This is a genomic window from Calditrichota bacterium, from assembly GCA_020637445.1.
Taxonomy (GTDB): Bacteria; Electryoneota; RPQS01; order RPQS01; family RPQS01; genus JABWCQ01.
Map to the genome: position 1 here is coordinate 604,537 of JACJVZ010000001.1, position 23,991 is coordinate 628,527.

Annotated in this window: 21 protein-coding genes; all 21 read left to right on the top strand. The window is 53.2% G+C overall.

Annotation, left to right across the window (positions count from 1 at the left end; genetic code table 11):
• Positions 1 to 6 precede the first annotated feature (6 nt).
• The 21 genes from tadA (at position 7) to H6507_02410 (ending at position 23,990) form a co-directional block, all read left to right on the top strand.
• Complete coding sequence (tadA, locus tag H6507_02310; GenBank protein MCB9367936.1) at positions 7 to 1,710, top strand: Flp pilus assembly complex ATPase component TadA; 1,704 nt, start codon at positions 7 to 9, stop codon at positions 1,708 to 1,710.
• Positions 1,711 to 1,739: 29 nt separating this feature from the next.
• Positions 1,740 to 2,993, top strand: coding sequence for a type II secretion system F family protein (locus H6507_02315; GenBank protein ID MCB9367937.1), 1,254 nt, complete (start codon positions 1,740 to 1,742; stop codon positions 2,991 to 2,993).
• A 75-nt stretch (positions 2,994 to 3,068) separates the two neighbouring features.
• Positions 3,069 to 3,872 (top strand): prepilin peptidase, encoded by an 804-nt coding sequence (locus H6507_02320; protein ID MCB9367938.1) that lies wholly within the window; start codon positions 3,069 to 3,071, stop codon positions 3,870 to 3,872.
• 123 nt (positions 3,873 to 3,995) lie between these two features.
• Positions 3,996 to 6,044 (top strand): T9SS type A sorting domain-containing protein, encoded by a 2,049-nt coding sequence (locus H6507_02325; protein ID MCB9367939.1) that lies wholly within the window; start codon positions 3,996 to 3,998, stop codon positions 6,042 to 6,044.
• 119 nt (positions 6,045 to 6,163) lie between these two features.
• On the top strand, positions 6,164 to 7,210 hold the full coding sequence (gene obgE, locus H6507_02330; GenBank protein ID MCB9367940.1) for a GTPase ObgE: 1,047 nt from the start codon (positions 6,164 to 6,166) through the stop codon (positions 7,208 to 7,210).
• Positions 7,201 to 8,307 carry a DNA-protecting protein DprA gene (gene dprA / locus H6507_02335; GenBank protein MCB9367941.1) on the top strand — a complete coding sequence of 369 codons (1,107 nt, stop codon included), beginning with the start codon at positions 7,201 to 7,203 and terminating at the stop codon, positions 8,305 to 8,307. The genes obgE and dprA overlap by 10 nt, the downstream gene beginning before the upstream one ends.
• Positions 8,300 to 9,592 (top strand): hypothetical protein, encoded by a 1,293-nt coding sequence (locus H6507_02340; protein MCB9367942.1) that lies wholly within the window; start codon positions 8,300 to 8,302, stop codon positions 9,590 to 9,592. Before dprA ends, H6507_02340 begins: the two co-directional genes overlap by 8 nt.
• Before the next feature lies 1 nt (position 9,593).
• The gene (locus tag H6507_02345; GenBank protein MCB9367943.1) at positions 9,594 to 11,222 is read left to right on the top strand and encodes a S41 family peptidase; all 1,629 of its coding nucleotides are present in this window, start codon (positions 9,594 to 9,596) and stop codon (positions 11,220 to 11,222) included.
• 183 nt (positions 11,223 to 11,405) lie between these two features.
• Positions 11,406 to 13,238 carry a tetratricopeptide repeat protein gene (locus H6507_02350; protein ID MCB9367944.1) on the top strand — a complete coding sequence of 611 codons (1,833 nt, stop codon included), beginning with the start codon at positions 11,406 to 11,408 and terminating at the stop codon, positions 13,236 to 13,238.
• 45 nt (positions 13,239 to 13,283) lie between these two features.
• Positions 13,284 to 14,039: a MotA/TolQ/ExbB proton channel family protein gene (locus tag H6507_02355; protein ID MCB9367945.1), complete on the top strand. Its 756-nt coding sequence runs from the start codon at positions 13,284 to 13,286 to the stop codon at positions 14,037 to 14,039.
• Between the two features lie 41 nt (positions 14,040 to 14,080).
• Entirely contained in the window at positions 14,081 to 14,551 is a 471-nt protein-coding gene (locus H6507_02360) for a biopolymer transporter ExbD (GenBank protein ID MCB9367946.1), read from the top strand.
• A gap of 12 nt (positions 14,552 to 14,563) precedes the next feature.
• Positions 14,564 to 15,145, top strand: a complete 582-nt coding sequence (locus H6507_02365; protein MCB9367947.1) for a biopolymer transporter ExbD — start codon at positions 14,564 to 14,566, stop codon at positions 15,143 to 15,145.
• A 33-nt stretch (positions 15,146 to 15,178) separates the two neighbouring features.
• Positions 15,179 to 15,925, top strand: coding sequence for an energy transducer TonB (locus H6507_02370; protein MCB9367948.1), 747 nt, complete (start codon positions 15,179 to 15,181; stop codon positions 15,923 to 15,925).
• Between the two features lie 131 nt (positions 15,926 to 16,056).
• Complete coding sequence (locus tag H6507_02375; protein MCB9367949.1) at positions 16,057 to 16,812, top strand: energy transducer TonB; 756 nt, start codon at positions 16,057 to 16,059, stop codon at positions 16,810 to 16,812.
• 14 nt (positions 16,813 to 16,826) lie between these two features.
• Complete coding sequence (locus H6507_02380; protein ID MCB9367950.1) at positions 16,827 to 17,048, top strand: hypothetical protein; 222 nt, start codon at positions 16,827 to 16,829, stop codon at positions 17,046 to 17,048.
• On the top strand, positions 17,049 to 18,023 hold the full coding sequence (locus H6507_02385) for a substrate-binding domain-containing protein (protein MCB9367951.1): 975 nt from the start codon (positions 17,049 to 17,051) through the stop codon (positions 18,021 to 18,023).
• A gap of 51 nt (positions 18,024 to 18,074) precedes the next feature.
• Positions 18,075 to 19,160, top strand: a complete 1,086-nt coding sequence (gene gcvT / locus H6507_02390; protein ID MCB9367952.1) for a glycine cleavage system aminomethyltransferase GcvT — start codon at positions 18,075 to 18,077, stop codon at positions 19,158 to 19,160.
• Between the two features lie 12 nt (positions 19,161 to 19,172).
• The gene (locus tag H6507_02395) at positions 19,173 to 19,916 is read left to right on the top strand and encodes a 2-phosphosulfolactate phosphatase (GenBank protein MCB9367953.1); all 744 of its coding nucleotides are present in this window, start codon (positions 19,173 to 19,175) and stop codon (positions 19,914 to 19,916) included.
• Positions 19,894 to 22,242, top strand: coding sequence for a DNA translocase FtsK 4TM domain-containing protein (locus H6507_02400; GenBank protein ID MCB9367954.1), 2,349 nt, complete (start codon positions 19,894 to 19,896; stop codon positions 22,240 to 22,242). Before H6507_02395 ends, H6507_02400 begins: the two co-directional genes overlap by 23 nt.
• Positions 22,229 to 22,843, top strand: a complete 615-nt coding sequence (locus H6507_02405; protein MCB9367955.1) for a hypothetical protein — start codon at positions 22,229 to 22,231, stop codon at positions 22,841 to 22,843. Before H6507_02400 ends, H6507_02405 begins: the two co-directional genes overlap by 14 nt.
• A gap of 13 nt (positions 22,844 to 22,856) precedes the next feature.
• A complete protein-coding gene (locus H6507_02410) occupies positions 22,857 to 23,990 on the top strand; it encodes a flippase-like domain-containing protein (GenBank protein MCB9367956.1) in 1,134 nt (377 codons plus the stop codon).
• Position 23,991: the final 1 nt, after the last annotated feature.

Sequence of the window (23,991 nt, forward strand, 5' to 3'; positions counted from 1 at the left end):
GAGACTATGAGAGAGAAGCTTGGCGAGATCCTGATCCGCGAGGGTCACATAACGACGCAGCAGCTCAATGAAGGGCTGACGCGGCAAAAAGAAAAACGCAAGAAGATCGGCGAAACGCTTGTGTCTCTTGGTCATATTACCGAAGAGAAGGTGTTTCGTGCGCTGTCCGAACAGTGGGGCGTTGAGTTTGTTCCCGCTGATTTGCTTGCGGCAAAGAACGGGAATGCGCTGACTGTGGTTCCGGAGGGCTTTGCAAAAGAGCACCTTCTGATACCGCTGGATTTGTCGCCGACGACGTTGGTTGTCGCGATGGCTGATCCCGATGATATTGTCGCGCTCGACAATCTTCAGAAGCTGTCGGGCAAGCATGTGGACGCGAAGCTGGCTTCTCCCGCCGCAATTCTGCAGGCCATAGAGAATTCGTACGAGAAAATCCGCAAGCAAGGCGAAGTCACCGAGGCAATCGGCGACCTTCAGTTTTTTGCGACGTCTGACGAGGACGATGAGAGTCTCGTAGACATGAGCAAAACCGGGGGCACGGAAGATGCTCCGGTCGTCAAGCTCGTGAATCTCATGCTGCAAGACGCGATCAAGTCGCGCGCGACCGACATCCACGTTGAGCCGTATGAAGAAGCGCTCGTCGTGCGTTTCCGTATTGACGGCGTTCTGATGGAGGTGATGCGTCCGCCGAAAGCGTCGCATTCAGGTATTGTTTCGCGTGTCAAGATTCTCTCGAAGCTGAACATCGCTGAGAAACGCTTGCCGCAGGACGGCCGTTTCACGGTGCGCACGGCAGAAAAAGAGATCGATATGCGTGTGTCGATTTTGCCGCTCGTTACGGGCGAAAAGATCGTGATGCGTTTGCTTGACAAGTCGGGATTTGCGTTCAGCTTGACGACCCTCGGATTCGACGACGAGGACGGCATGATTTTCCGCCGCTGGATTCGCCAGCCCTACGGCATGGTGATTATCTCGGGCCCGACGGGTGCCGGTAAATCGACGACTTTGTTTGCCGCTCTGAACGAGATTAAGAGCGTCGAAGACAATATCACGACGGTGGAAGACCCGGTCGAATACCACGTCCCGGGCATCAATCAGGTGCAGACGAAAGCGAAGATCGGTTTGACCTTCGCCGCTGCGCTAAGATCGATTCTGCGTCAGGACCCGGACAAATTGCTGATCGGTGAAATTCGAGACGAAGAAACCGCTGACATTGCGGTGAAGTTCGCGTTGACGGGTCACCTTGTGTTCTCGACGGTTCACGCCAACGACGCGCCGTCGACGATTACTCGTTTGCTCGATATCGGCGTGCCTCCGTTCCTTTGCGGTTCGGTGCTGAACCTCGTGATGGCTCAACGTCTTGTGCGTCGAATCTGCCAGCACTGCAAAGTGGAATACGAGCCGGATGAATCTGAAATGCAGATGCTCGCGATCGACAAGGACTTTCTGAAGGGTCGCAAGTTCTGGCGCGGCCGCGGCTGTGCACAGTGTCGCAACACTGGCTACCACGGACGAACGGGTATTTTCGAGATTCTCGAAATGAGGAAGAATATCCGTTCGCTCGTGTTTGACAATGCGAACCAGGATGAAATTCGCAATGCCGCTATTGCCAACGGAATGGTCACGCTCCGTGACGCGGCTTTCAAAAAGATTTTTGCGGGAATTACGACCAGTCACGAGCTGTTGCGTGTGACGGTCATGGATATGTAATCTAAATCAATCGGACGGGCAAACAGGCGATGCCGACATATAGTTACGTCATCAAAGACGCCGCGGGCAACCGTCAGGAAGATAACATCAAGGCCGCGAGCTACGAGGCTGCGGTTGAAGTTTTGCGCCGCAAAGGCGCCGCGCAGATCGTATCCGTGCGTGAGATCAAGGGAGGCCTGGCGCTTGACGAAATGAGCGTCGGCGAACAGCTGAGTCTCGCCGTATACAGGTGGAGAACGCGTGTTCCGCTGAAAACCTTGGTGTTTTTTACACGCCAGCTTTCGACGATGTTCTCGGCCGGATTGACGATTGAGCGCGCGATTCAGAATCTTCTGACTGAAGAACGCAATCACAGATTCAAGAAGGTGCTGGTTCAGGTCGCCACGGACTTGAAGAAGGGCTATGCGCTGTCCGAGTGTTTGGCGAAGCATCCCGGCGTATTCTCAAATCTGTTTGTTGCGCTTGTACATGCCGGTGAAGTTTCGGGTAACCTCCATGTGATTTTGGAGCAGCTTTCCGACTATCTTGAATCGGTTTCTGATACGCATCGTAAGGTAGTCTCGGCGATGTCCTATCCGGTCTTCTCCGTGATCTTCTTGTCGATTGTTATCACCTTCCTAATGGTCGTGGTGGTGCCGATGTTCGAAGACGTTTATTCGAAGTTCTCGGCGCGGCTCCCGTTCGCAACGTTGGTTCTGGTAAAGATATCGAACCTGATGGTCAACCAAGCACCGTTTGTAATTCTGGTCGTTTTTCTCACAATCGCGGGCTTGTGGGTTTTGACAAAGACAAAGCGCGGCGGACTTGCGTGGGACAGCCTAAAGCTGCGACTGCCGATTTTCGGCGGTCTTCTCATGTCCTCGTTGATGGACAAATTTGCACGGACATTCGGTATTTTGATTGGATCAGGTGTGCCTGTCCTTGAATCGCTCAGTCACTCCATTCGAGTGGTCGAGAACCGCGTCATCGGCAATGCGCTGCGCGATGCTCAGCATATGATCAAAGACGGATATGCAATTTCGGTGGCCATGAAGAAGACCGGAGTCTTCCCGCCGATCATGGTTCAGCTGATTCAGACCGGTGAAGAAACCGGTGAAATCAACAAGCTGCTCGAAAAAGTTTCGGAGTTCTATTCCAAACAGGTCGACGCAACGATTGGCCGTCTGACTTCGTTGATTGAGCCTCTGTTGATTATCTTGATCGGCGGCGTAATTGGCATTATTTTGATCGCAATCTACCTGCCGGTGTTTATGCTCGGTCGCGCGATTCAAGCGGGATCGTAAGGGCACAGGGCTTGCTAATTAAGAAAGGTGACTGCATATTACGTGCAGTCACCTTTTCTTTCTGGGAGGAGTATTTTGCAAATTCCAACACCGTGGGGCGAAATGCCGGCACTGCCGTTCTTGGTCATTGCCGGGATATTGGGTGCTTCTTTTGGCAGCTTTGCCAATGTGTTGATTTACCGGCTGCCTGCTGAAGAGTCTTTGACACATCCCGGCTCTCGTTGTCCCGCCTGCGAAACGCCGATCTCGTGGTATGACAACATACCCGTGTTAAGCTGGCTGATTTTGCTCGGGAAGTGCCGAAATTGTCAGAGCAAAATCTCGATTCAGTACCCAATAATTGAGCTGCTTTCCGCGTGTTTCGCGGTTTTCGCCGTCTGGAAATGGGGGTTTACGTACTCGGGAATGGCGTTCGGCCTGCTGTTCATTGGCCTGCTGGCACTGGTCATCATTGACCTAAGACACTGGCTGTTACCCTTCGCGATTACGGTGCCGCTCTTGGCCATCGGGCTTGTCGGAGCAGCGTTTTTTGATATGATTTCCCTGAAATCCGCCCTGATTGGCTCTGCAGTGGGGTTCGGAATATTCCTCCTTTTGTTGCTGGGTGGGAAATTCGTTTTCAAAAAAGAGGCTATGGGAGGTGGAGATGTTGTTTTTGGGGCGATGGCTGGTGCGTACGTTGGTTGGGAACTTACACTTCTGATGATCTTTGTGGCATCAGCGCTTGGGACTTTATTGGCGTTGTTTTTATTAATCTTAAGAAAAGACGTAGCAAACAGATCAGTGCCATTCGGCCCATTTCTTGCTGTTTCGCTGGTGCTTTGCCTGTTTTGGGGACACAACTGGATCGACGCCTATTTCAAAATGCTGGGTCGGTAAAGAAGCACTTGACTTTTTAGAAGTTGCTGTGTAAGTTATTACAAATTTGCTAAAAGCACGTTCTTATAAATCACCTGCATAGACAACCTGCGTAACCCGCAGGAGCAAGAAAGGGAGTATCCCATGATCAAGAAGTACTTGGTTTTTGCTCTCGTGCTGTCGGTTGCTGCGGCAGCATGGGCCGCACCCGCTGCATCGAAGAGAATCGATGTGCACCAGAAAACTCGGGAAATTGGCAAGACCTTTGAATTGAACCACGTTCCTGTGGCACCAGTTCGTTCGCAAGTAGGACGACTGGACGTCATTGGAGATCAGTACGTTGCTGGAACGACGTACTATGACTATCAGCACAACGGCACGGTTGGCCGAATGATTGGTGTTGATGATTTGGGTAACGTCCATTGCGCTTGGATGAACGGCGTGACGGAAGATTTCTCCATTCGCGACGCCTATTACAACTGCTGGGACGCCGCGACGTCAAACTGGAACAGCCTGATTCCTGCCGGCGGTGTTGCCGCTAACACGGTTCGCGCCGGTTATGTGACGAACGCTGTGTTGCCGAGCGGTTTCTCGTTTCCGGCATACCACTCAACCGCCCCCGGTGACCCGGACATCTCCACGCACGTATCGATCGACTTCCAGCCGTGCGTCGGCGCGTTCACCCCGTTTGGTGTGGGCGTGTTTGGTGACGCTTCTGTGATTTGGCCGAAAGTAACCCGCGATGACGACGGAACGCTACACGGTGTTTCGACGGGTTCATCCGACAATGATCAAGGCTATTTCTACTGGAAGGCCACGCCCGTTTATGATACGTCGGGTGGCGATCCCGTTGGCATTGACGTTCAGTACACTACGTTCGATAATGGCGATCCGTACATTCTGTTGGGTGCGGGTGAAGTTATTGCTCCTGACGTTGCAACCTCGCCTGTGGACAGCCGCGTAGCCGTGGTCTTCAACGATGCCCGCGACGAACCGGGTGTTTCCCAGTTGAACAACAACCTGATGCTTGCTATCTCTGAAGACGGCGGTATGAACTGGGCACCCCCAGTCGACCTGACGTCTTGGATCGAGCCTGACCTGAACTGCGCTTCCGGCGATACGATTGCTTGCAACGGTGACACTCTTCGTCCTTACACCTGTTTGGATGTTGAGTTTGACCAGGATGGCAACATTCACGTTGCATTCACGTGCCGTACCTACTATGAATTCGGTTATCCTGAATATACCGATCCGCCGATTGCCTTCATCAACTTGTCCAGCATCTGGCACTGGGGTGAGGACACGGATGAATTCTCTTGCATCGTGAACCACAATCAGTTCGCGACCTACACGGAAAATGACTCCTCGTTCCTGCTTGGTGACAACGCTTGGCAATTGATGGTTCAGCGTCCCAGCATGGCGTTTGACAACGAGACCGGCATGATGTACTGCTCGTACATTCAGCATGATTCGGCTCAGTATGACGAAAACTACTCGATGAGCGCCGATATTATGTTGACGGCTTCGTGCAACAACGGTCGTACGTGGTACAATCCGGTCAACTTGACAAACACCGTGACGGAGACTCTTTCTCCTTGCGGCGAAGCCTTCCACGAACGCGATCAGTCTTTGAACCCGACCGTTACGTATGACGGCGGCGTTGGCTACCTGCACCTTGAGTACGTGTTGGACAAGGGTGTCGGCGGCGTTCCGCAAGACGAAGGCTGCACGACTTTGAACAACGTGTATTATCAGCGTATCGCTCTGTCCGATTTGCCGGAGTGGGGTGGTGTTGAAAACATGCTCGATTGGACGACCCCGACTCTGCACATTGACGGCGCCCAAGCCGTTGGTACCGGTGCGGTTCCGTTCGATCCGGAAGATCCGTGTGCCGAAGTTGGAGTTGGCCGCAGCGGTTCCTTGCCGACGGCATTCCAGCTTTACCAGAACTTCCCGAACCCGTTCAACCCGACCACGAACATTCAGTTTGACCTCGTGAATGCCACGCAGGTTAGCTTGAAGGTTTACAACGTCCTCGGCGAAGTCGTAGCGACGTTGGTGGACGCCGAAGCGCTTTCCGCCGGTGTTCATAAGTACTCGTTCGACGGCGCAGATCTGGCGAGCGGTGTTTATATGTACCGTCTCGAAGCGAACGGCACCAGCTCCACTCGCAAGATGGTGTTGATGAAGTAATCTTGACAGTGACTCAGTTCAAGATCGTTTAAGTCCTACGATGGGGCCGGGTGTGAACCAAAGCGCACCCGGCCCCAGTTCATTTTAGCCACTCATTCTCTTTCCGCGAACCATTTCCAATGTTTGTAGATCGCGCCAAAATTTATGTCAAAGCCGGAGACGGCGGAGACGGCCGCGTGTCGTTTCTACGCGAAGCCTACAGACCGCTGGGCGGTCCCGACGGCGGCGATGGCGGCAACGGCGGTTCCGTATACTTGATTGCGGATTCACAGTTGCATACACTCATGGACTTGCGGCATCAAGTTGAATATTCGGCGGTAAGCGGAGAAATGGGGGGGAGAAAGAAGTGCACCGGGAAGAATGGCGCAGACATTGAGATTAAACTCCCGGTCGGTACGCAGGTCTATACTGAAGAAGGGTTGTTCGCGGATCTCTCTGAGTCGGGCCAGCGCATTTGCATCGCTGAGGGTGGAAAAGGAGGACGCGGGAACATAAATTTCGTCACGTCGCGCAATCAAGCTCCCCGTAAGGCCACGTTAGGCAAACCCGGCATCGAGCGGAATCTCCTGCTTGAATTGAGGATCGTAGCAGACGTCGGTTTGGTGGGGCTGCCCAATGCCGGAAAATCTACGCTGCTTTCAGTTCTCACAGCCGCAAGGCCCAAGATTGCGCCATATCCGTTTACAACACTTTCACCGAATCTCGGGATTGTTCGTCCGAGCGAATACACCAGTTTCGTCATGGCGGACCTGCCGGGATTGATCGAAGGTGCGTCCGGGGGCAAAGGTCTCGGATACGATTTTCTTCGTCATGTCGAACGTACGCGGGTTCTGTTGTTTCTTTTGGACTGCACAAGTGCCGACATCAAGGCAGATCTGAAAATCCTGAAAGCAGAACTGAAGAAGTGGAACCCCGACTTGCTGAAACGTCCGATGTTGATCGTCCTTTCCAAGACAGACTTGTGGCAGGAGGGCGAGAAACTTCCCAAAGGACCCTGGAAGCATACGATCTCGTCGGCGACACACTCAGGGATCGAGGAGTTGATTCAGAGACTCTGGAAGCTCCTTGAGGACGCTCCCACTCCGCGAGTTTTTCGTGAACCAGATGAACTCCCCGAACCGCCGTCAAAGCACATAGAAACCGAGTTCGAAGACGAATGGGACTAATCGATTCAGAGAAAATCGCGCTTTTGAACCTGCTTGCCGTACCGGGCATAGGTTCGTGGGGGGCAATTAGATTGGTTCAGGATTTTGGGCAGCCGTCCAAGGTCTTTAGCGCGGGAGATGGATCGCTTAGGTCCGTGCCGAGAATTGGCGAGAAGGCAATCGAAGCAATTCGTAAAGCCGATGTCCACGGGGACCTTGGCAAGAAGCAGCTTGAAGCGGCGGACAAATGCGGCGCCCGAGTGATAAGTTATTGGGATGAGAAGTATCCAAGACTCCTGAAGGAACTTGAACAGGACGCTCCCGCGGTGCTTTTTGTGCGGGGGACGATGCCCGCGGAAGCCCGGCGAGTGGCATTTGTTGGAACTCGCAGAGCGAGTGACTACGGCAGACGGGCGTGCAAAGAAATCATCAATGGACTGGCAGGATCGGGGATATATATTGTGAGTGGATTGGCCAGCGGAATCGACGGCGCGGCTCATCTTGCTGCGCTCGAGCGAGCGTTGCCGACCGAAGCGGTGTTTGGCTGCGGAATTGACATTATTTATCCCGATGGACACAAGACACTTGCGCAAAAAATTCTCGATGCCGGAGGAGCGCTTGTCTCCGAATATCCCCCGGGAACCCAACCGAGTGGTTTTACCTTTCCACAGCGCAACAGAATAATTGCGGGGATGTCCTTAGCTACCGTCGTTATTGAAGCTCCGGAAAAATCAGGCGCACTTATAACTGCTCGCCTCGCGGGATCATATGGCCGAGAGGTTGGAGCTGTTCCGGGATTTGTCGTGGGGGGCAAGGCGGCAGGGTGCCATGAGTTAATCAAAGAAGGCGCGGCGCTAATTGACAGCGCACAAGACATCTTGGATTTGATCAAAGTATCAACACGTGCAGCACAGATATCTGCCACTGCTCCTGCTCCAAATCTTGCGGAACCTGAACGCCAGCTCTGGGACCTGATTCCAGGTGACGACAAGATTCACATTGACATTTTATCCGACAAGGCGGGGCAGGGAACAGGTGAGGTCCTCAGTCGACTCTTGATGATGGAGCTCAAAGGGTATATCAGACAATTACCGGGAAAGTTCTTCGTACGTGCTTAGAATCACTCATCGTATCATCCCGCAGCAATGGCTGTCAGCCAAGCGCATCGTCATATTCGAAGACGAAGCCTCGTCTGGCAATCTCTTTCCTTTGAATGTAATCAGGCCATCGTGGGAAATCCGGGCCGGACTCGGGACATTGCGCGAATGGCTATCTCCTCTCCGCACGGCAGGCTACGCGATCAGCCTGAGACCGCGCGAGAATCTGACCGAAAAGTCAACTGAAATCGCGGGATTCGACGACAAGTGGACGGATTCGGGGGATTCGGTGATTGTCCTGAACGGACGGCTTCTTAGCCTGCCGGATATCGACGGACCTTTGCCCGGCGCGGTCGTGGATTCGCTTGGTGAAGTGATGTGGACAAAGATCGACGGGGCAAATATTTCGAAATACTTGCACCTTTCCGGAACCCAGCTTGCCAAGTTCCTCGTTAAACAGGTAGATGGGGCAGTCCCAATTGACCAAATTGGTGGCCACGCGGCCTGTTTCGTCTGGGATTACATGGCCCAGAATGACATTCTGCTTAAGCTCGCCCTGTCTGAAGGAGGCGAGAGCTTGTTGGGAAGTCCGCAACTGTTGTTTCCGCCGGGAGTAACGGGAATTGGCGCTTCTCCTGTTTATGCAGGCGAAGAAACGCACATTATGCCTTCGACGGTATTAGACACGTCTGATGGATCGATCTGGTTTGGAAAACACGTGACTGTTGAACCGCACTGCTACATCAAGGGGCCGCTTGCATTGGGTGATTTCGGAAGGGTGAAAGCTGGTGCGGTTTTGTATACCAATTCGTCCTTCGGCCCGCACTGTAGAATTTCCGGAGAAATCAGCAATTCGATCATGCAAGGCTACTGCAACAAACAGCACGCAGGATTCTTGGGTAACAGCCATTTGGGGGAATGGGTGAACTTGGGTGCGGACACCGTGGTTTCGAACTTGCGCAACGACTACGGACCGGTGAAACTGAAGTTGAACCAGAAACTTGTCGACAGCGGCCGCCAATTCGTCGGCTTGATGTGCGGTGACCACACGAAGACGGGTATCAACACGATGTTCAACACCGGCAGTGTTGTTGGAGTGGGCGCGAATGTTTACGGCGGCGGTTATCCGCCGAGGTTTATTAGAAGTTTTTCATGGGGCGGCAAAGACGGCTTCCATGTGGAGCCGTTGGAAAGAACGTTGGAATCGGCTCGTGTCGCCGCCGTTCGCCGCGGTCGTGAGATATCGCAGGCGGAAGCAGAGTTGCTGGCCGAGCACTACGCGAGCATAGTAAAGCAGGAGAAATGAATTGAAGCGATCGAGAAAATACTACGTGATGGCGGTCCTTGGTGTCATGATCGTCGGCGGAGGATTGTTGTGGGGGCCGATGCTCTTCGCGGACAATCCCGGCGACGTCAACATGCAGCTAAACAAGCTGAACTATATTCTGCGCGCGGTACGAGACAACTACGTCGAAGATCCAGATGCTTCGAAGTTGTTGGAAGGTGCGATAGAAGGGATGCTCAAGGAGCTCGATCCGCACTCCGTATATATTCCCGCGGATCAACAGAAGAAAATCGCCGAACAGTTCCGCGGTGACTTCGAAGGGATCGGAATTCAATTCACGATTCAGAACGACTGGCTGACGGTCATATCGCCGATCCCGGGAACGCCCGCTGACAAGTTGGGTATTCGCGCCGGCGACAAGATTACGCGAATCGACGGCCTTTCGGCTTACGGAATCACGAACGATGAAGTCTTCGGGAAGTTGCGCGGCGAAAAAGGAAGTTCTGTCCGTGTCACGATTGAGAGACCCGGCGTAGAAGTGCCGCTCGAGTTTGAAATCGTCCGCGACAAAATACCCATTTTCTCGGTTGGAGCGGCATTCATGATGCCGGACAAGGAAACCGGTTATCTCCGGATCAACCAGTTTACGTCAACGACGACCGATGAAGTCGTGGCGGCACTCGATAGTCTGAAAGACAACGGCATGCAGCGGCTGCTCCTCGATCTTCGCGGCAATCCGGGTGGGTACTTGGATCAGGCATGGCGAGTGGCAGATTTGTTTATGCCGCGGAAAGATATGCTGCTGGTGTACACCAAGGGCCGTACGCCGAAATCAAATTCTGAGTTTCGTTCGACGGGAATCGGCGCGAGATATGACATGCCCTTAATTGTCATGATCAATCATGGCAGCGCGTCTGCGTCCGAGATTGTTTCAGGCGCGATCCAAGATCACGATCGTGGGCTCGTCGTAGGACAAGTTAGTTTCGGCAAGGGGTTGGTCCAGACCCCGTATCCAATGCCAGACGGATCGGTCGTTCGTATCACGACTGCTCGCTATTACACGCCGACGGGTCGGTTAATCCAAAGGCCATATGACAAGGGCTTCGCGGAATACATCATGGAGGGCCGCGACGACGAAGATCCGAATGCTCCGGAAGAAGCCGCTCAGGACACGACTCCGCGTGAGAAATTCATGACGGATGGTGGTCGTGTCGTTTACGGCGGCGGAGGAATTACTCCAGATTCGACGATCTTGCCTGCCAAGACAAATACCCTCACGGCTCAGCTCTTCAGCAAGAGAATGTACTTTGAATACGCTTCAAAGTACGTATCAGAACATCCGAACATCGAAGAAAACGCTGATGCATTCGCGCGCGACTTTCAGGTGACGGATCAGATGCTCGATGAGTTCAAGCAAATGTGCGAAGTCGAAAAGATCGAGATTGATCAGCCGCGATGGGATCAGGATTTGTGGTTTACGAAGACCCAAATTAAGGGCGAGATCGCCGGATTGGTGTTTAACAACCGCGACATCTACAACATGATTCGCATTCAGGACGACGATCAGGTTCAGGCAGCCATGGGCTTGTTCGATGAGGCAAAAGCCTTGGCCTCGTCTTCTTCCAAGCCAAGTTCGGGCAATCGTCAGTAAATATCTGAGAATAGGCTATATAGCCAAAAACCGAGATTTCAGGGATGGGAAGAAGCGGAACGAAAAAAATAGGCCTAACAAGAAGCTAACTTGCTCTTTTTGCTTCGGTTGGGTATATTGAGTTCTTAATTCCTCAGCTTCCTTTCGTTCCCCAGAACCTTCGGGGACACTTGTTCAAATCGCATGTATTCACGTAGTTTCCTCATAGCAATTGCGATGCTGGTGACCGGCTTGGTCTACCAGCCTTGTTTCGCCGTCAATCCACCCCTCGATCAGGCCCGTGACTTGGCAAAGAGTGGTAAGTGGGCCGAAGTGCAGACTCTTGCTGCGCAAGGGACCGACCTTGAGCCGAAGAATGACGAAGCGTGGCGCCTTCGCGGCCGCGCGGAGCTCTTCTTGGGCGACACAACGGCGGCCATCGAGTACTTGGAAAAGGCCGTTGAACTGAATCCAAAGCAACCGGCCGCGGTCGTGGACTTGACCACCTTGTACGTGTCCATGAACAAGTTGGATGACGCGGATCGAGTGGTTGGGGCAGCAGAGAAGAAAGATCCTAAGGGCAAGATCGACGAGATCAAAGTTTCGCGCGCGCTGATTTTAGGTAAGCAAAACAAGATTGCGGAAGCGACGCCCATTTTGGCAAGTGCCACGGCTAAGCATCCGGATAATCCGCTCTATCCATTGATGCTTGCTCGTATCTACAACAACGCGAACGTAGTTGCTCTCGCCAAAGATAATTATGCGAAAGCGTGGGGTCTTGACGAAGGCAATCCGGATATCGCATTTGAGTACGGACAGACACTGCTGTCGCTGAAAGAGTACGACGAAGCGGATCGACTGTTTAAGGTCGTTCAGGAAAAAGACCCAAGCAATACGCAAGTAGACTATCTGCGTGGGCGTCTTCGCTATGCTGCAGGTCGTTTTGCGGAAGCATCTGCGGAGTTTGCGAAGGCGGTTGAAAAGACGCCGGATGATTTCTTGCCGAACTACTGGTTGGGTCGCAGCTACGTGGATTTGTCGAAGTCCGAAAAGAAGAATTTCTACGGTGCCGCAATTGCGCCGTTGAGAAAAGCGCTTGCGCTTCGTCCTGACCGCGAAGACATTTCGCTGTCGCTGGCGGAAGCCGAGTATTTTGTGGGGCGCTCGACGTTTTATATTGCATCGGCGGATTCGATTTCACAGGAAAGTCGCCAGAATATGGCCGACGAGTTCGAGGATCAGGCTTGGGACTACTCTGAACATGCCAAAGTCGCGGACGATCCCTCGATTGCCGCGCTGAAGATGGAGCTTTCAGCTCGCTACAAGTCCGCGGCGATTGTGCTCCGTGGACCGGAAACAAAACTTGACGACAAGGGGCTTCTGCGTCGCGAACTGCTGCTCTTGGCTATCGTGTCCATGGAACATGCGATTGCGGACAACGGAGAAGTGGCCAAAACGCAAGACGCCTACGCGAACATTGCCCGCGCGTTTGACAAGAATGGACAGCTTGACTCTGCCTTGTTCTACACGAACAAGCAGTTGGAAATTACTCCCGGATCTTCGAGTGACGTGACCCGTAAAGTCAGCTTGCTGCAAAGACTGGACGACCAGTCGGCGCTGGGGGAATATTTGAATGAACTGTCGGCGGATGAAGCCATGCTGGACAAGTATGGCCTGATTCTCGTCAATAGCTATATTGAGACCAAGCAGTACGACAAGGCGCGCGATGCCGTCAACCGAGTCATCGAGCGCGATCCGTCAAACTGCGACGCGCATCTTCTGAATGCCTATATCGATTTGAAGCGTGAGCGCTATGCGGCCGCGATTCCGGTGTTGCAGGCGGGCCTCAAAGCGTGCCCGAGCAACAGCCAGATGTTGGTCTATTTGGGAGACTGCTACTATTTTTCGAAAGAGAAGCCTGACAAAGCGACAGTACAAAAGGCGGTTGATGCCTACTGTCGCGCTGCCGAACTGGGCAACAGCGACGGCAAGGAGAAGTGTCAGCAAGTAGGCGAATTTTTGAAGTCAATGAGATAAATCTCCAATCCCGGGTTAAAACTGATTGGAAAAAGGAACTAGAGCATGAAGCAAGGAACATTCACAATTATTACGCTGCTCGCAGCGTTGGTGTTGTCGTTCGTATTTTATTTCGCGATTTTGCCGGTCATGGATAAAGGCGTTGAAGAGACTCCGCTTATCCACCAGATCAGCTTGGCGGGACCGATTGTGCCGATTTTGATTACGCTGACATTGATGTTGATTACGTTCGTGGCCGAGCGTGTGATTACATTGAATCGCGCTCGCGGCGCCCGTCCGCTTCCCGTGTACTTCTCGGAGTTCACAAAAGCCGTGCGTGAAGGCAAATACGATCAGGCGATCCAAGTTTCCGATAAGCAGCGTGGTTCGGCTGCCGCGGTGTTGAAAGCCGGCGCGGAACAGTGGGTGCGTGTTGAGGCTGACAAGTCGATGCACGGCGAAAAGAAGATTTCCGACACGCAGCGCGCGATCAACGAAGCGCGTCTGTTGGAAGTTCCGTTCCTTGAAAGAAACTTGATTGCGCTTTCGACGATCGCTTCCATCGCCACGATGACGGGTCTTCTGGGCACGACGGTCGGTATGATTCGCGCGTTTGCCGCTATGTCGACTCAAGGCGCGCCGAACGCTGCCGAGCTTGCCCGTGGTATTTCGGAAGCGCTCGTGAACACGGCTCTCGGTCTGTTCGCTGCGATTTTGGGTATCGTCGCCTACAACTTCTTCGTGAACAAGGTTGACCAGTTCAACTACGAGATCGACGAAGCGGCGTATTTGATGGTGGAAATTCTGAAAGACAAAGAGTAGTAGCGGGTTCCGGACTTAGCTAATTTAGGAAGGAACAAGTTATGGCTGCTCCAAAAAAGCGCCGAATTCCGATTTCGATTGACATGACGCCGATGGTGGACATCGCGTTCCTGTTGTTGATCTTCTTTATGTCGACAACGGTCTTCAAGAAGCCGGAAGAAGTGGCGGTGCAAACGCCGTCGTCGCACTCCGTTCGTCAGTTGCCCGAAACGGACATTATCGTAATCACGATTCCGAGGGACAACAAGGTCTACATGACGCTCGACAATGCTGCACTGGACGTTGAAAACGGCTTGGCTGAAATTAAGGGTTTGTCCACGAAAGGCGTGGAATTTTCGCCGGACTCGATTGCGAAGCCGATCGAAAGGCTGATGCTTAAGCGACTGGTTGAAAAGGTCGTGTTGAAAGCCGACCGCGATGCGTCGTACGGCACGATAGAAAAGGTCCTGAATACCTTGCAGAAGAACGATCTCCTGTTCGTGAACATGGTCACAGAAGTAGAAGAAAGCTAAAGGGCAAGGAACATGGGTGCTGTAGATGTTGGTGGTGGCGGTTCCAAACGCCCGGAAGAAGGAAAAGCGTGGAAAAGGCCGCGAGTCTCGATCCGTATCGACATGACGCCAATGGTGGATATCGCGTTTCTGCTGCTGATTTTCTTCATGGTGACCACGGTCTTCCGTCTTCCGACTGCAATGGAGATGGTTCTTCCTCCGTCGGATGTGAAGCCGTCCGAAGCGAAGGTTTTCAAAGAAAAACTTCTCACATTTTACGTATTGAACAACGATTCGTTGGCGATTCAGGTCGGCGACACGTTGCCCAAGCCGCTCGAATGGGAGAATTTGCGTGACAGCTTGATGTCACGCTATGACAAGTATGGTGACAGTGTGGTTGTGGTCGCGCGCGTTCACCCCAAGGCGAAATTTATGACGCTGGTCGATTTGGTTGACGAATTCAATCTTGTCGGTACGACGAGATTCTCAATCGACCGCTATACGACTTGGGAAGACTCTGTTCTGCGCGCAGCGGGATTCCAGACGGCGGGGCCGGAAGGGCTGCCAACGCCGGACGAAGTGTCCGCCGCCGAAGATGAAGACACAGGCATTTAACCGTCCGCTGGACAAAGGAAAGGAAGGCGGAGGATGACAAATTTCTTAGAAGAACTTGAAAAAGGCAAATACGGTTCGATTGAGCTGAAGAAGTTCGTCGGCAAGAATCTTTTGCGCGGGCTTGCGATAAGCGTGGCAATTCATACGGCCGTTGTCGCGGCTCCGATGATTGCGACGCTCTTTAAAGAGGATATTCCGCCGCCCGACCGCGTGGTCGTCGTGGATCCCTCGATTCTCGAAAAACTTAAACGACTGAATCCCAATCAGGCTCCTCCTAAGATCGCTCGTCCGAAATTAGCGCCGCCCAAAGTGGTGGTGCCGATTGCCGTGAGCGAGGAAGAAGTTCCTGAAGAGCAGCCTGAGATATTAAAGCAGGAAGAGCTCGTGCAGGCCATCGTCGAAGAATACGGCGACGACACCCTCGCAATTGGCGAAGGTGTGGAGCTCGTTATTGAGGATGATGGCGGCGACATTCCGGGCTACGATCAGTTTATTCCCTTTGAAGTTCCGCCACAGCCGTTGCCGGACTTCAGCCCGCAGCCTGCATTCCCGGAAATGGCACAACGTGCCGGTGTTTCGGGTAAAGTGACCGCGCAGGTATATGTGGACAAAAAGGGCGAAGTGAAGAAGTGGCGCATTGTTCAAGCCAAGCCTGAGAAGCTCGGATTCGAAGAAGAAGTAGAGAAAGTTTTGCCGAAATGGAAATTCACGCCGGCTATTCAGCAAGGAAATCCGGTCGGAGTGTGGATCGCCATTCCGTTTAACTTTAAGGTTCAGTAAGTACGCCGCGAAAATTGTTTGGACCGCGCGGCGTCACGTCGTGCGGTCTTGCGCTCTGTTGGTTTTGGTTTTCTTCGTGTGGGTCCCGGAAGTTCATCTAATCCGCGCCGCATTGCGGCCAAGGAGGTGTCATGGAAACCGGATCGAAGATTGACAAACTGGTGATTGGTGCGCGTGATCTGAAAGGTCACCTCGGACGGTATCTGATTCAAGGATTGGTCGTCAGCGTTTTTCTGCACAGCGCGCTAATTGCGCTTGTGGGGCTATTGCCGAAGCGGGATCAGCCTATCGCGAAACGCAGAACCACGGATTCGACCATCGTGGATCTCCGAAAATGGATCGACGATCCTATTCCGGTGCCGCCGCGTCCGACGCCGCCGCAAAAACCCGATGATTCCAAGTTTGTGCCTATTGAAGAAGAGCCGGAAGTCATCGATTCTCTGGTGCCCGAGGACTTGGAAATGCCAGACCTAGCGAGCAATGTTCCACTTGATGGTTCGATTGACACCGGCGCTTTTGATGGAATCAGCGGAAGTTTCGGACTGAATACGGGTGAGTTAAAGAATGCGGGAACGGTAGACCCGTGGACGATCTTCGTCCCGCGCGAAATTGATCCTCAGCCCCTCAGAGATTTTAATCCTCAGCCCGCATATCCGAAACTTGCCAGCAAAGCCGGCGTGGAAGGCATCGTATATGTATGGGTCCACGTCAGCGCGCAGGGCGACGTCATCGGCTGGCATGTGATCGACGTCAGGCCCGCCGGACTCGGATTCGAAGATGAAGTCGCGCGTGTGATTCCACAATGGAAATTCACTCCCGCGATTCAGCAGAATACTCCGGTGGCGGTGTGGGTGTCCATGCCGTTCAAGTTCAAGGTTTCGAATTAGTCGAAAAGAATTGAATGATCACTCGCTGGATACTTCCCGTTGCTTTTGTCGTCATCGGTGTGATGATACTGACAGGAAATTTGCTTCAGCAGATCCCACAAGGAACGGGACTGCGCACGGTGATGGGAATCGTGGTCATATTGCTTGGAGTACATAGATTTGTCGTTTCGCGCGCACCGAAGTCACAGGAGCGCAGATTCGGCGGAGAACACAGACGGCCTTGGGAAGATAGCTAAATGATGATTTTGTTGCGTGTGATGCTCTGTGCAGTCGTGATACTTGGCTGCAAAAAAGTACCGGAAGAGACGTTTACCAAAGGCGCGGCGCGTATAGGTGCCAGTGACGCAGTGTATGATTTGGCCCGCTACGAAGCCGAAACATATTGCGACGTTCATCAACAGGCAACGATCAATATCTGGCGATATTCGACTCAGTCGTTGCTCGATTCTCTAATCAGTGAACGCGTCGAAGAAGTGTTTATCGACCGCGCACTGAGCCATGAGGAATCGCTCTCGTTCACGTCACACGAAATGCGACTCTTCACGTATCCGGTAGCGCACTATCCGATCTATTTGTTAATCCACGACTCCGTTGCGGTCGACGCAATCGACAGCTTGGGTTTAAAGCGAATTCTCGAGGGTACGGCCACTTCATGGAAGGAATTCGGAGGTGACGATATTGCGATCACTCCGTATGCTCCTTTGCCGGGCGACGGAGCGTGGACGTCACTAATGAACTACTATGGTGATTTCGATTCGGTTGCCGCAGTAGTCTGTTCAACGGCGACGCAGATGATGCTGCTCGCGCGCGATGATCCCGGCGCTTTGCTGATTTATTCGAAGAAAGTTGCCAGCGCCGTTGGCTTCAAGAAACTGCGTTGGGCGCAAAAAGAGCTGCGTATTCCGGCCAACGCCAAGACAATCATGGAATCGCCGCGCTGGCCTTTTATGACGACGTTCACGTACGTGACGACGCATATGAAGACCGATGTGGCCGCGGGCTTTCTGACCTTTTTGGTCTCGAACGACGGGCAAAAGATCGTCATGAATGAAGGCTACCGTCCAGCGTCCGTTCCGGTGCGGGTGATTCAATTGAAGACGCCGGAAGAGGAAGCGAGCGACTCGACGAAAGCGGATTCTACGGAAGTCGATTCTACGAGAACGGATTCGACAAAACTTGATACGACAGGAGAGGCGAGACTCGGTCATTGAGGCTCGCTTTCCTTTGAGCATACTAAACCAACTATAATTCGCGGAGCAATTTTGAAAACCACGGCGCTAACAGCCGAACATGCAGCCCTCGGCGCGAAGCTTGTTGACTTCGCCGGATATAAAATGCCCATTCAATACCGTTCGATCCGCGCGGAGCACTTGCGAGTGCGCAGCACGGTCGGGGTTTTCGACGTTTCCCATATGGGCGAGTTCATAGTCAGAGGAAAAGACCGGGAAGAATTTTTGCACTACGTCACGGTCAATGACGTCAAGTCGATGGTCGTCGGGCAAGCGCAGTATTCGTGCATGTGCCGTCCCGACGGCGGTATCGTTGATGACTTGTTGATTTACAAAGGCGACGATCACTTTATGGTGGTGGTCAATGCCTCGAATATGCAGAAGGATTGGGATTGGCTCTCGCAAAACCTGCGTGGCGACGTGACCATGGAAGACAAATCCGAGCAGACGTCGCTTCTGGCCGTGCAAGGGCGGAACGCGGTAGACGTGATTCAGAAGCTCACCAAGACTGACCTCTCTGCCATAAAATTCTATCACTTTGCGGTCGGAAGCGTTGCCGGCCGGGATGTGGTTATTGCGCGAACAGGTTACACGGGTGAAGATGGATTCGAACTCTATCTGAAGAATGAAGACGCCGTGCATGTCTGGCAGGAAGTACTGGACAAGGGGAAGGAGTTCGACATCGAGCCAGTGGGACTCGGCGCGCGTGATTCTCTCCGCCTCGAAATGAAGATGTGCCTGTACGGCAACGACATCGACGATACGACGCATCCGCTTGAAGCGGGCCTCGGTTGGATCACCAAGCTCGACAAAGGCGATTTCATTGGGCGAGACGTCCTGCTGAAGGCTAAGGAAAAAGGACTCACGCGCAAATTGGTGGCGATTGAGCTTGAAGGTTCCGCATTCCCACGCCATGGATATGTGATCCAAGATGCAAGCGGCAAAGAAATCGGAAAAGTGACATCTGGTACTGTTTCGCCAAGTCTCAACAAGGGTATTGCACTTGGATATGTACCGAGCGAGCTGTCAGCAATTGGCTCTGAAGTGTTTGTAGTTTGCCACAGCAAGCCAGTGAAATCGAAAGTCGTCAAACCGCCCTTCTACAAACGACCATACTGAGCGGACAACGACATGAACATCAGGGTATTCGCGACTCCAAGGGAGTGGAACGAGGATGACGTCCGCGGCGGAACGGCAATCATCATTGACGTGCTTCGCGCTTCATCGACCATTACGCAGGCGCTTGTCAACGGAGCACGCGAGGTTGTTCCCGTAGCGACCCCGGCCGAAGCGGGTGAGCTTGCAGCCAAGGCAGGTCGGGCAAACGTCGTGCTTGGCGGTGAACGTGACGGAAAACTTATCGAAGGATTCGATCTGGGAAACTCTCCGTTCGAGTATTCTGAAGACAGAGTCGGCGGTCGGACGGTGATTTTCGCGTCGACGAACGGTTCGCCGGCACTGGTCCGCGCGAAAACGGCCGAACATGTTGTTGTAGGCTGTTTCAACAATCTTTCATCCGTCGTAATGAGCGCGCGCGAAAAAAACCTCGACGTCGCTGTTGTCTGTTCCGGTCGCAACGGAAAATTCTCGTTGGAAGATTTTGTCTGTGCGGGAAAGATGGTAGAAGGATTGCTCGGACCGGGAAGCGAAGCGGCAAACGACGGCGCGCAGGGTTCCCTTGATCTCTTTCGTTATTACCGTTCGCAGATTCCTGAAGTCGTTCACTACAGCTATCACGGAAAATTTCTCGCTGGACTCGGATTCGTCAACGACCTCGAACACTGCTCAAAAGTCGATATTCACAATATCGTTCCGACGCTGATAGAGGGGAAGGTAAGACTACCTAAGTCAAATGGCAACTTCCAAGCAGGCTGAACAACACACCAAATCAACTGAGCGCTCGCCAACACCAATTATGGCGGGCCTCTTGTTGTTGGGGTTTGCCCTTCTCTTGTTTGTTGCGGTTGCAACTCATTCTACTCAGGATTTCCCTTATCGCGATTTTGGAGCTGCGCCGGACAATGCCGCTGGGAGATTCGGCGAGTACATGTCTGCGTTGCTTGGTCCCTTATTTATGGGCCAATGGCCCGCAGTGGTTTTCCCGTTTATCATTGGTCTATGGGGTTGGACGCTTGTGCGCAGGCACTCGCGCCGCAGCGCCGTGATTGTTTCCGTTTGGACGCTTGCGTTAGGGCTATGGAGCTCCACGAGCATCGGCGTGATTGGTGACCTTGTTCACAGGGATAATATTTCGTCGTACTATGCGCAATCGGGCGAGTTCGGATTCTGGAGCGCGCACCAACTGATTTTGCTTGCGGGCAGGTTTGGCGCAGTGTTGGCCATGCTGGTCTTGATGCTCGTTGGTCTGACCATGACGATGGCGGGATTTGCGGAGTGGATTGAACGACGGGCGGCACAGACCGCGCAGATTGCCGGGAAGGCAAAGAGTCTTCCGCTTCCTTCAGTAGTTCCCGCTTGGCGGTTCTTGAAAAATTGGATGGCTTCGAAAAAAGAGCCTGAAGAGACCATTCCCACGGTCGACATAGACCGGGTGCGAGAGACTCCGTCGCAACACGAGACGGCAGAACCTCTGCCGCGAGTTGCGGCGGCGGATGGTCACGCTGGGAAAGTTCTCCACAATTTGGGCGAAGAGATCGACCCTTTGACCGGCGCGCGCAGGGCAACCGTTCGTGCTTCGGAACAAATGACCATGTCGGTGGACGACCATTCGGGTTACGTATTTCCAGCAGCAGACTGTTTCAACTTGCCTCCGGCCGACCGCATTGGCGGAATGTCACGCGACGAACAGCAGCACAATGCTGAGTTGCTCGAGAAAAGTCTCGACACATTTGGAGTGAAAGCACAAGTAACGCAAGTAAATCCCGGCCCCGTGATTACTCAGTTTGAGCTTGCCCCTGCGCCGGGTGTTAAGGTTGCGCGAATAGAGTCACTGGCGGATGATCTCGCCTTGGCACTGCGCGCCAGAGGATTGAGAATTCTCGCGCCTATTCCCGGCAAGGCAGCCGTCGGTGTTGAAATGGCCAACCCAAAACCTGCGCTCGTGACATTCAGGGAAGTCGTCGAATCGCAGCAGTTTCAAACGGCAAAGTCGAAACTGACCATTGCTCTGGGTCGCACGGTCAATGGAGAAATTCTCACGGCGGACTTAGGCTCGCTTCCGCATCTCTTGATCGCGGGGACGACCGGTTCAGGGAAATCCGTCTGCGTGAACGCTATTATTACGTCGATTCTGCTCCGTGCGACTCCCGAAGAAGTTCAATTCGTGATGATCGATCCCAAGAAGCTCGAGCTTGCGGCATACAACGAACTTCGAAATCATCATCTGACTCACAGGCCAGATCTGAGCGAACATGTAATCACGAAGCCCGACGAGGCCGTGAAAGTGCTTCGAAGCTGCCTCGTTGAAATGGAGCGGCGGTACGACATGTTAGCAGAGCGCGGCGCGCGCCAGCTTTCGGAGTACAATGTGATGGTGAAGGAGGATCCGCGCGAAGGGGATCGTCCCCTTCCGTACATCGTCGTACTTATCGACGAGCTTGCGGACTTGATGGTGACTGCTCAGCGCGAAGTTGAAGAACCCATTGCGCGATTGGCACAGCTTGCTCGCGCTGTTGGCATACATATGGTCGTTGCCACGCAGCGGCCGTCCGTAGACGTTATCACAGGAGTCATCAAAGCGAACTTCCCCGCGCGTATCGCGTTTCGAGTTGCCATGAAAGTAGACTCCCGGACGATTCTGGATACGAACGGAGCCGAGATGCTCTTGGGGCAAGGCGACATGCTTTTTCAACATCCCGAAGAACCCGCGCCGCAACGTGTGCAGGGCGCGCTTCTGACGTCTTCTGAGATTGCAAGAGTAATTACCCATATACGAAAACAACCGCCTCCGCGCGCCAAGCTGGTGCTTCCGCTCGATCAGCAGGAAGAGCGTGAAGGAGCAGTTGTGGACGGACAACTCGAAGGGCGGGATCCGTTATTCCTCGAGGCGGCAAAAATTGTCGTGCGCACTGGACAAGGCAGCGTTTCGATCTTACAGCGTCGCTTGAAGGTTGGTTACAGTAGAGCAGCAAGATTAATTGACCAGCTCGAGCGAGCAGGCGTCGTCGGGCCGTTTGACGGATCGAAAGCGCGGGCGGTGCTGGCAGACGAACAGACATTGATGGACCTTGAACAACAATAAGATACTTATAGCACTGCTTCTGCTTTTCGGCAACGCATGGGCAAACAAGACTGCCGAGGAGTTCTATTCCAGCGTGGAACGGCATTTGCGCTCTTTGCCTTCGCTTGAAATAGGTTACCGCGCCTCAGGGCCGGATTTCCCCGAAGGCGGGATCGAAGGACGACTTGTCTTTCGCAGGCCCGATGGCTTTTATCACGATACTCCCGAATGGACGCAGTGCGAAACAGGCAGCGTCCAGTGGCGATACCTGAAGGAACAAGAGACTCTCCTGATAGAAGACGCGGAAGGGCGCTCCGAATGGACTCCGGAGGCCGTGTTGCTGAGCTTAAACAGGGAACTTGCTCCGTTCGATATTGTTGCGCAGGAAAACGGCGACACACTCTTGATTCTGGACGCGGTTTCAGAACAGGTGTCGGGGCAGGTTGATATGGTATTTGCCGCGAACAAACGGGTTCCGAAGGAAATCGAGTTCAAAGGCGACGATGGCATCGGGAGTCGTTATGAGATCCTGATGTGGAATGAAACCGTGGATTTGGACAGCAGTTTGTTCATTCCCCCGGCCGTTCCAAATGAAAACAGGATTGATTTTCGACAACAGTAACGAATTGACATAGATGAAAAGTCGCACCTCGAAGATTCTCCTGAGCCTCGGCATCAGTGGGTTCTTTTTGTATCTGACTGCATTCACGCCGCATTTCGCGTCGCTGTTCACCGGCAAAATGTCTATAGGCGAAGCGCTGTTCGGATCACCAAGGTTCAATTTGAGCGAATTGGGCGGCGTGATCGCGAATGCAAGGTGGTCAAACATCGTCATTGCGGGTTTTGTGTTTTATGCGACACAATTCTTGCGCGCGTGGCGCTGGCAGTTGATGCTTAAGACCTTAACCGAGATTAAGTTGACCCCGACGTTTGGGGCAATGACTATCGGCTATATGGCAAACAACTTGCTGCCGATGCGCTTGGGCGAAGTCTACCGGGCTCAGGTAATCTATCAGTTGACGGGTCTCTCGCGAACGGCGGCTTTCGGAACGATCGTCGCGGAGCGTGTGGTCGACTTGATTTACATGGTTCCCTATATCGTTGCCGCACTCTTGATCTATCCGCTGCCGGGCAATCTTGAGATGGGCGCGTACATAATGTCTGCGGCGGCTGTCTTGATTGGTGGTTTCAGCCTATGGCTTGGCGTTGACCGTGAGCGCGCTCTTTCGATTGCCGGTTTCTTTTTGAAGATATTTCCCGACAAGTTCAGAGAAAAGATTCTCGGTTTTCTCTCGACGTTTAGCGCGGGTTTAGGCGTGATGGGCCGCAAAGATCTGTTCTGGCAAATGGCGATATCTTCGCTGGCGCTGTGGGCGATGTATACATACATGGTCTATTTGATTATGGCGGCAGTTGGGCTTACCGGCCCTGAGTATCCGATGATCCACGACGATCTTGTCGGATCGGTGCTGGTGATGCTTGTTGTGACGACCATCGGTTTTGTGATTCCCGGAGCACCGGGAGCAGTAGGAACGTATCACGGAATCGCAGTGCTCGGATTGAGCCTGTTTAACGTGCCGGGTGATCGCGCGGCGGGTTTCGCCGTATTGCTGCATGCACTAAACTACATTCCTCTGACGTTGGTCGGACTGCTATTCTTCTGGAAGTACGGTTTCTCATTTCATGATCGAGACAAACTGGTTGCTTCTGACTCGGAAGTGAGTGACATGGACGCGGGATCAGACCGCTTACCCAAAGCTGTGAGGTAAT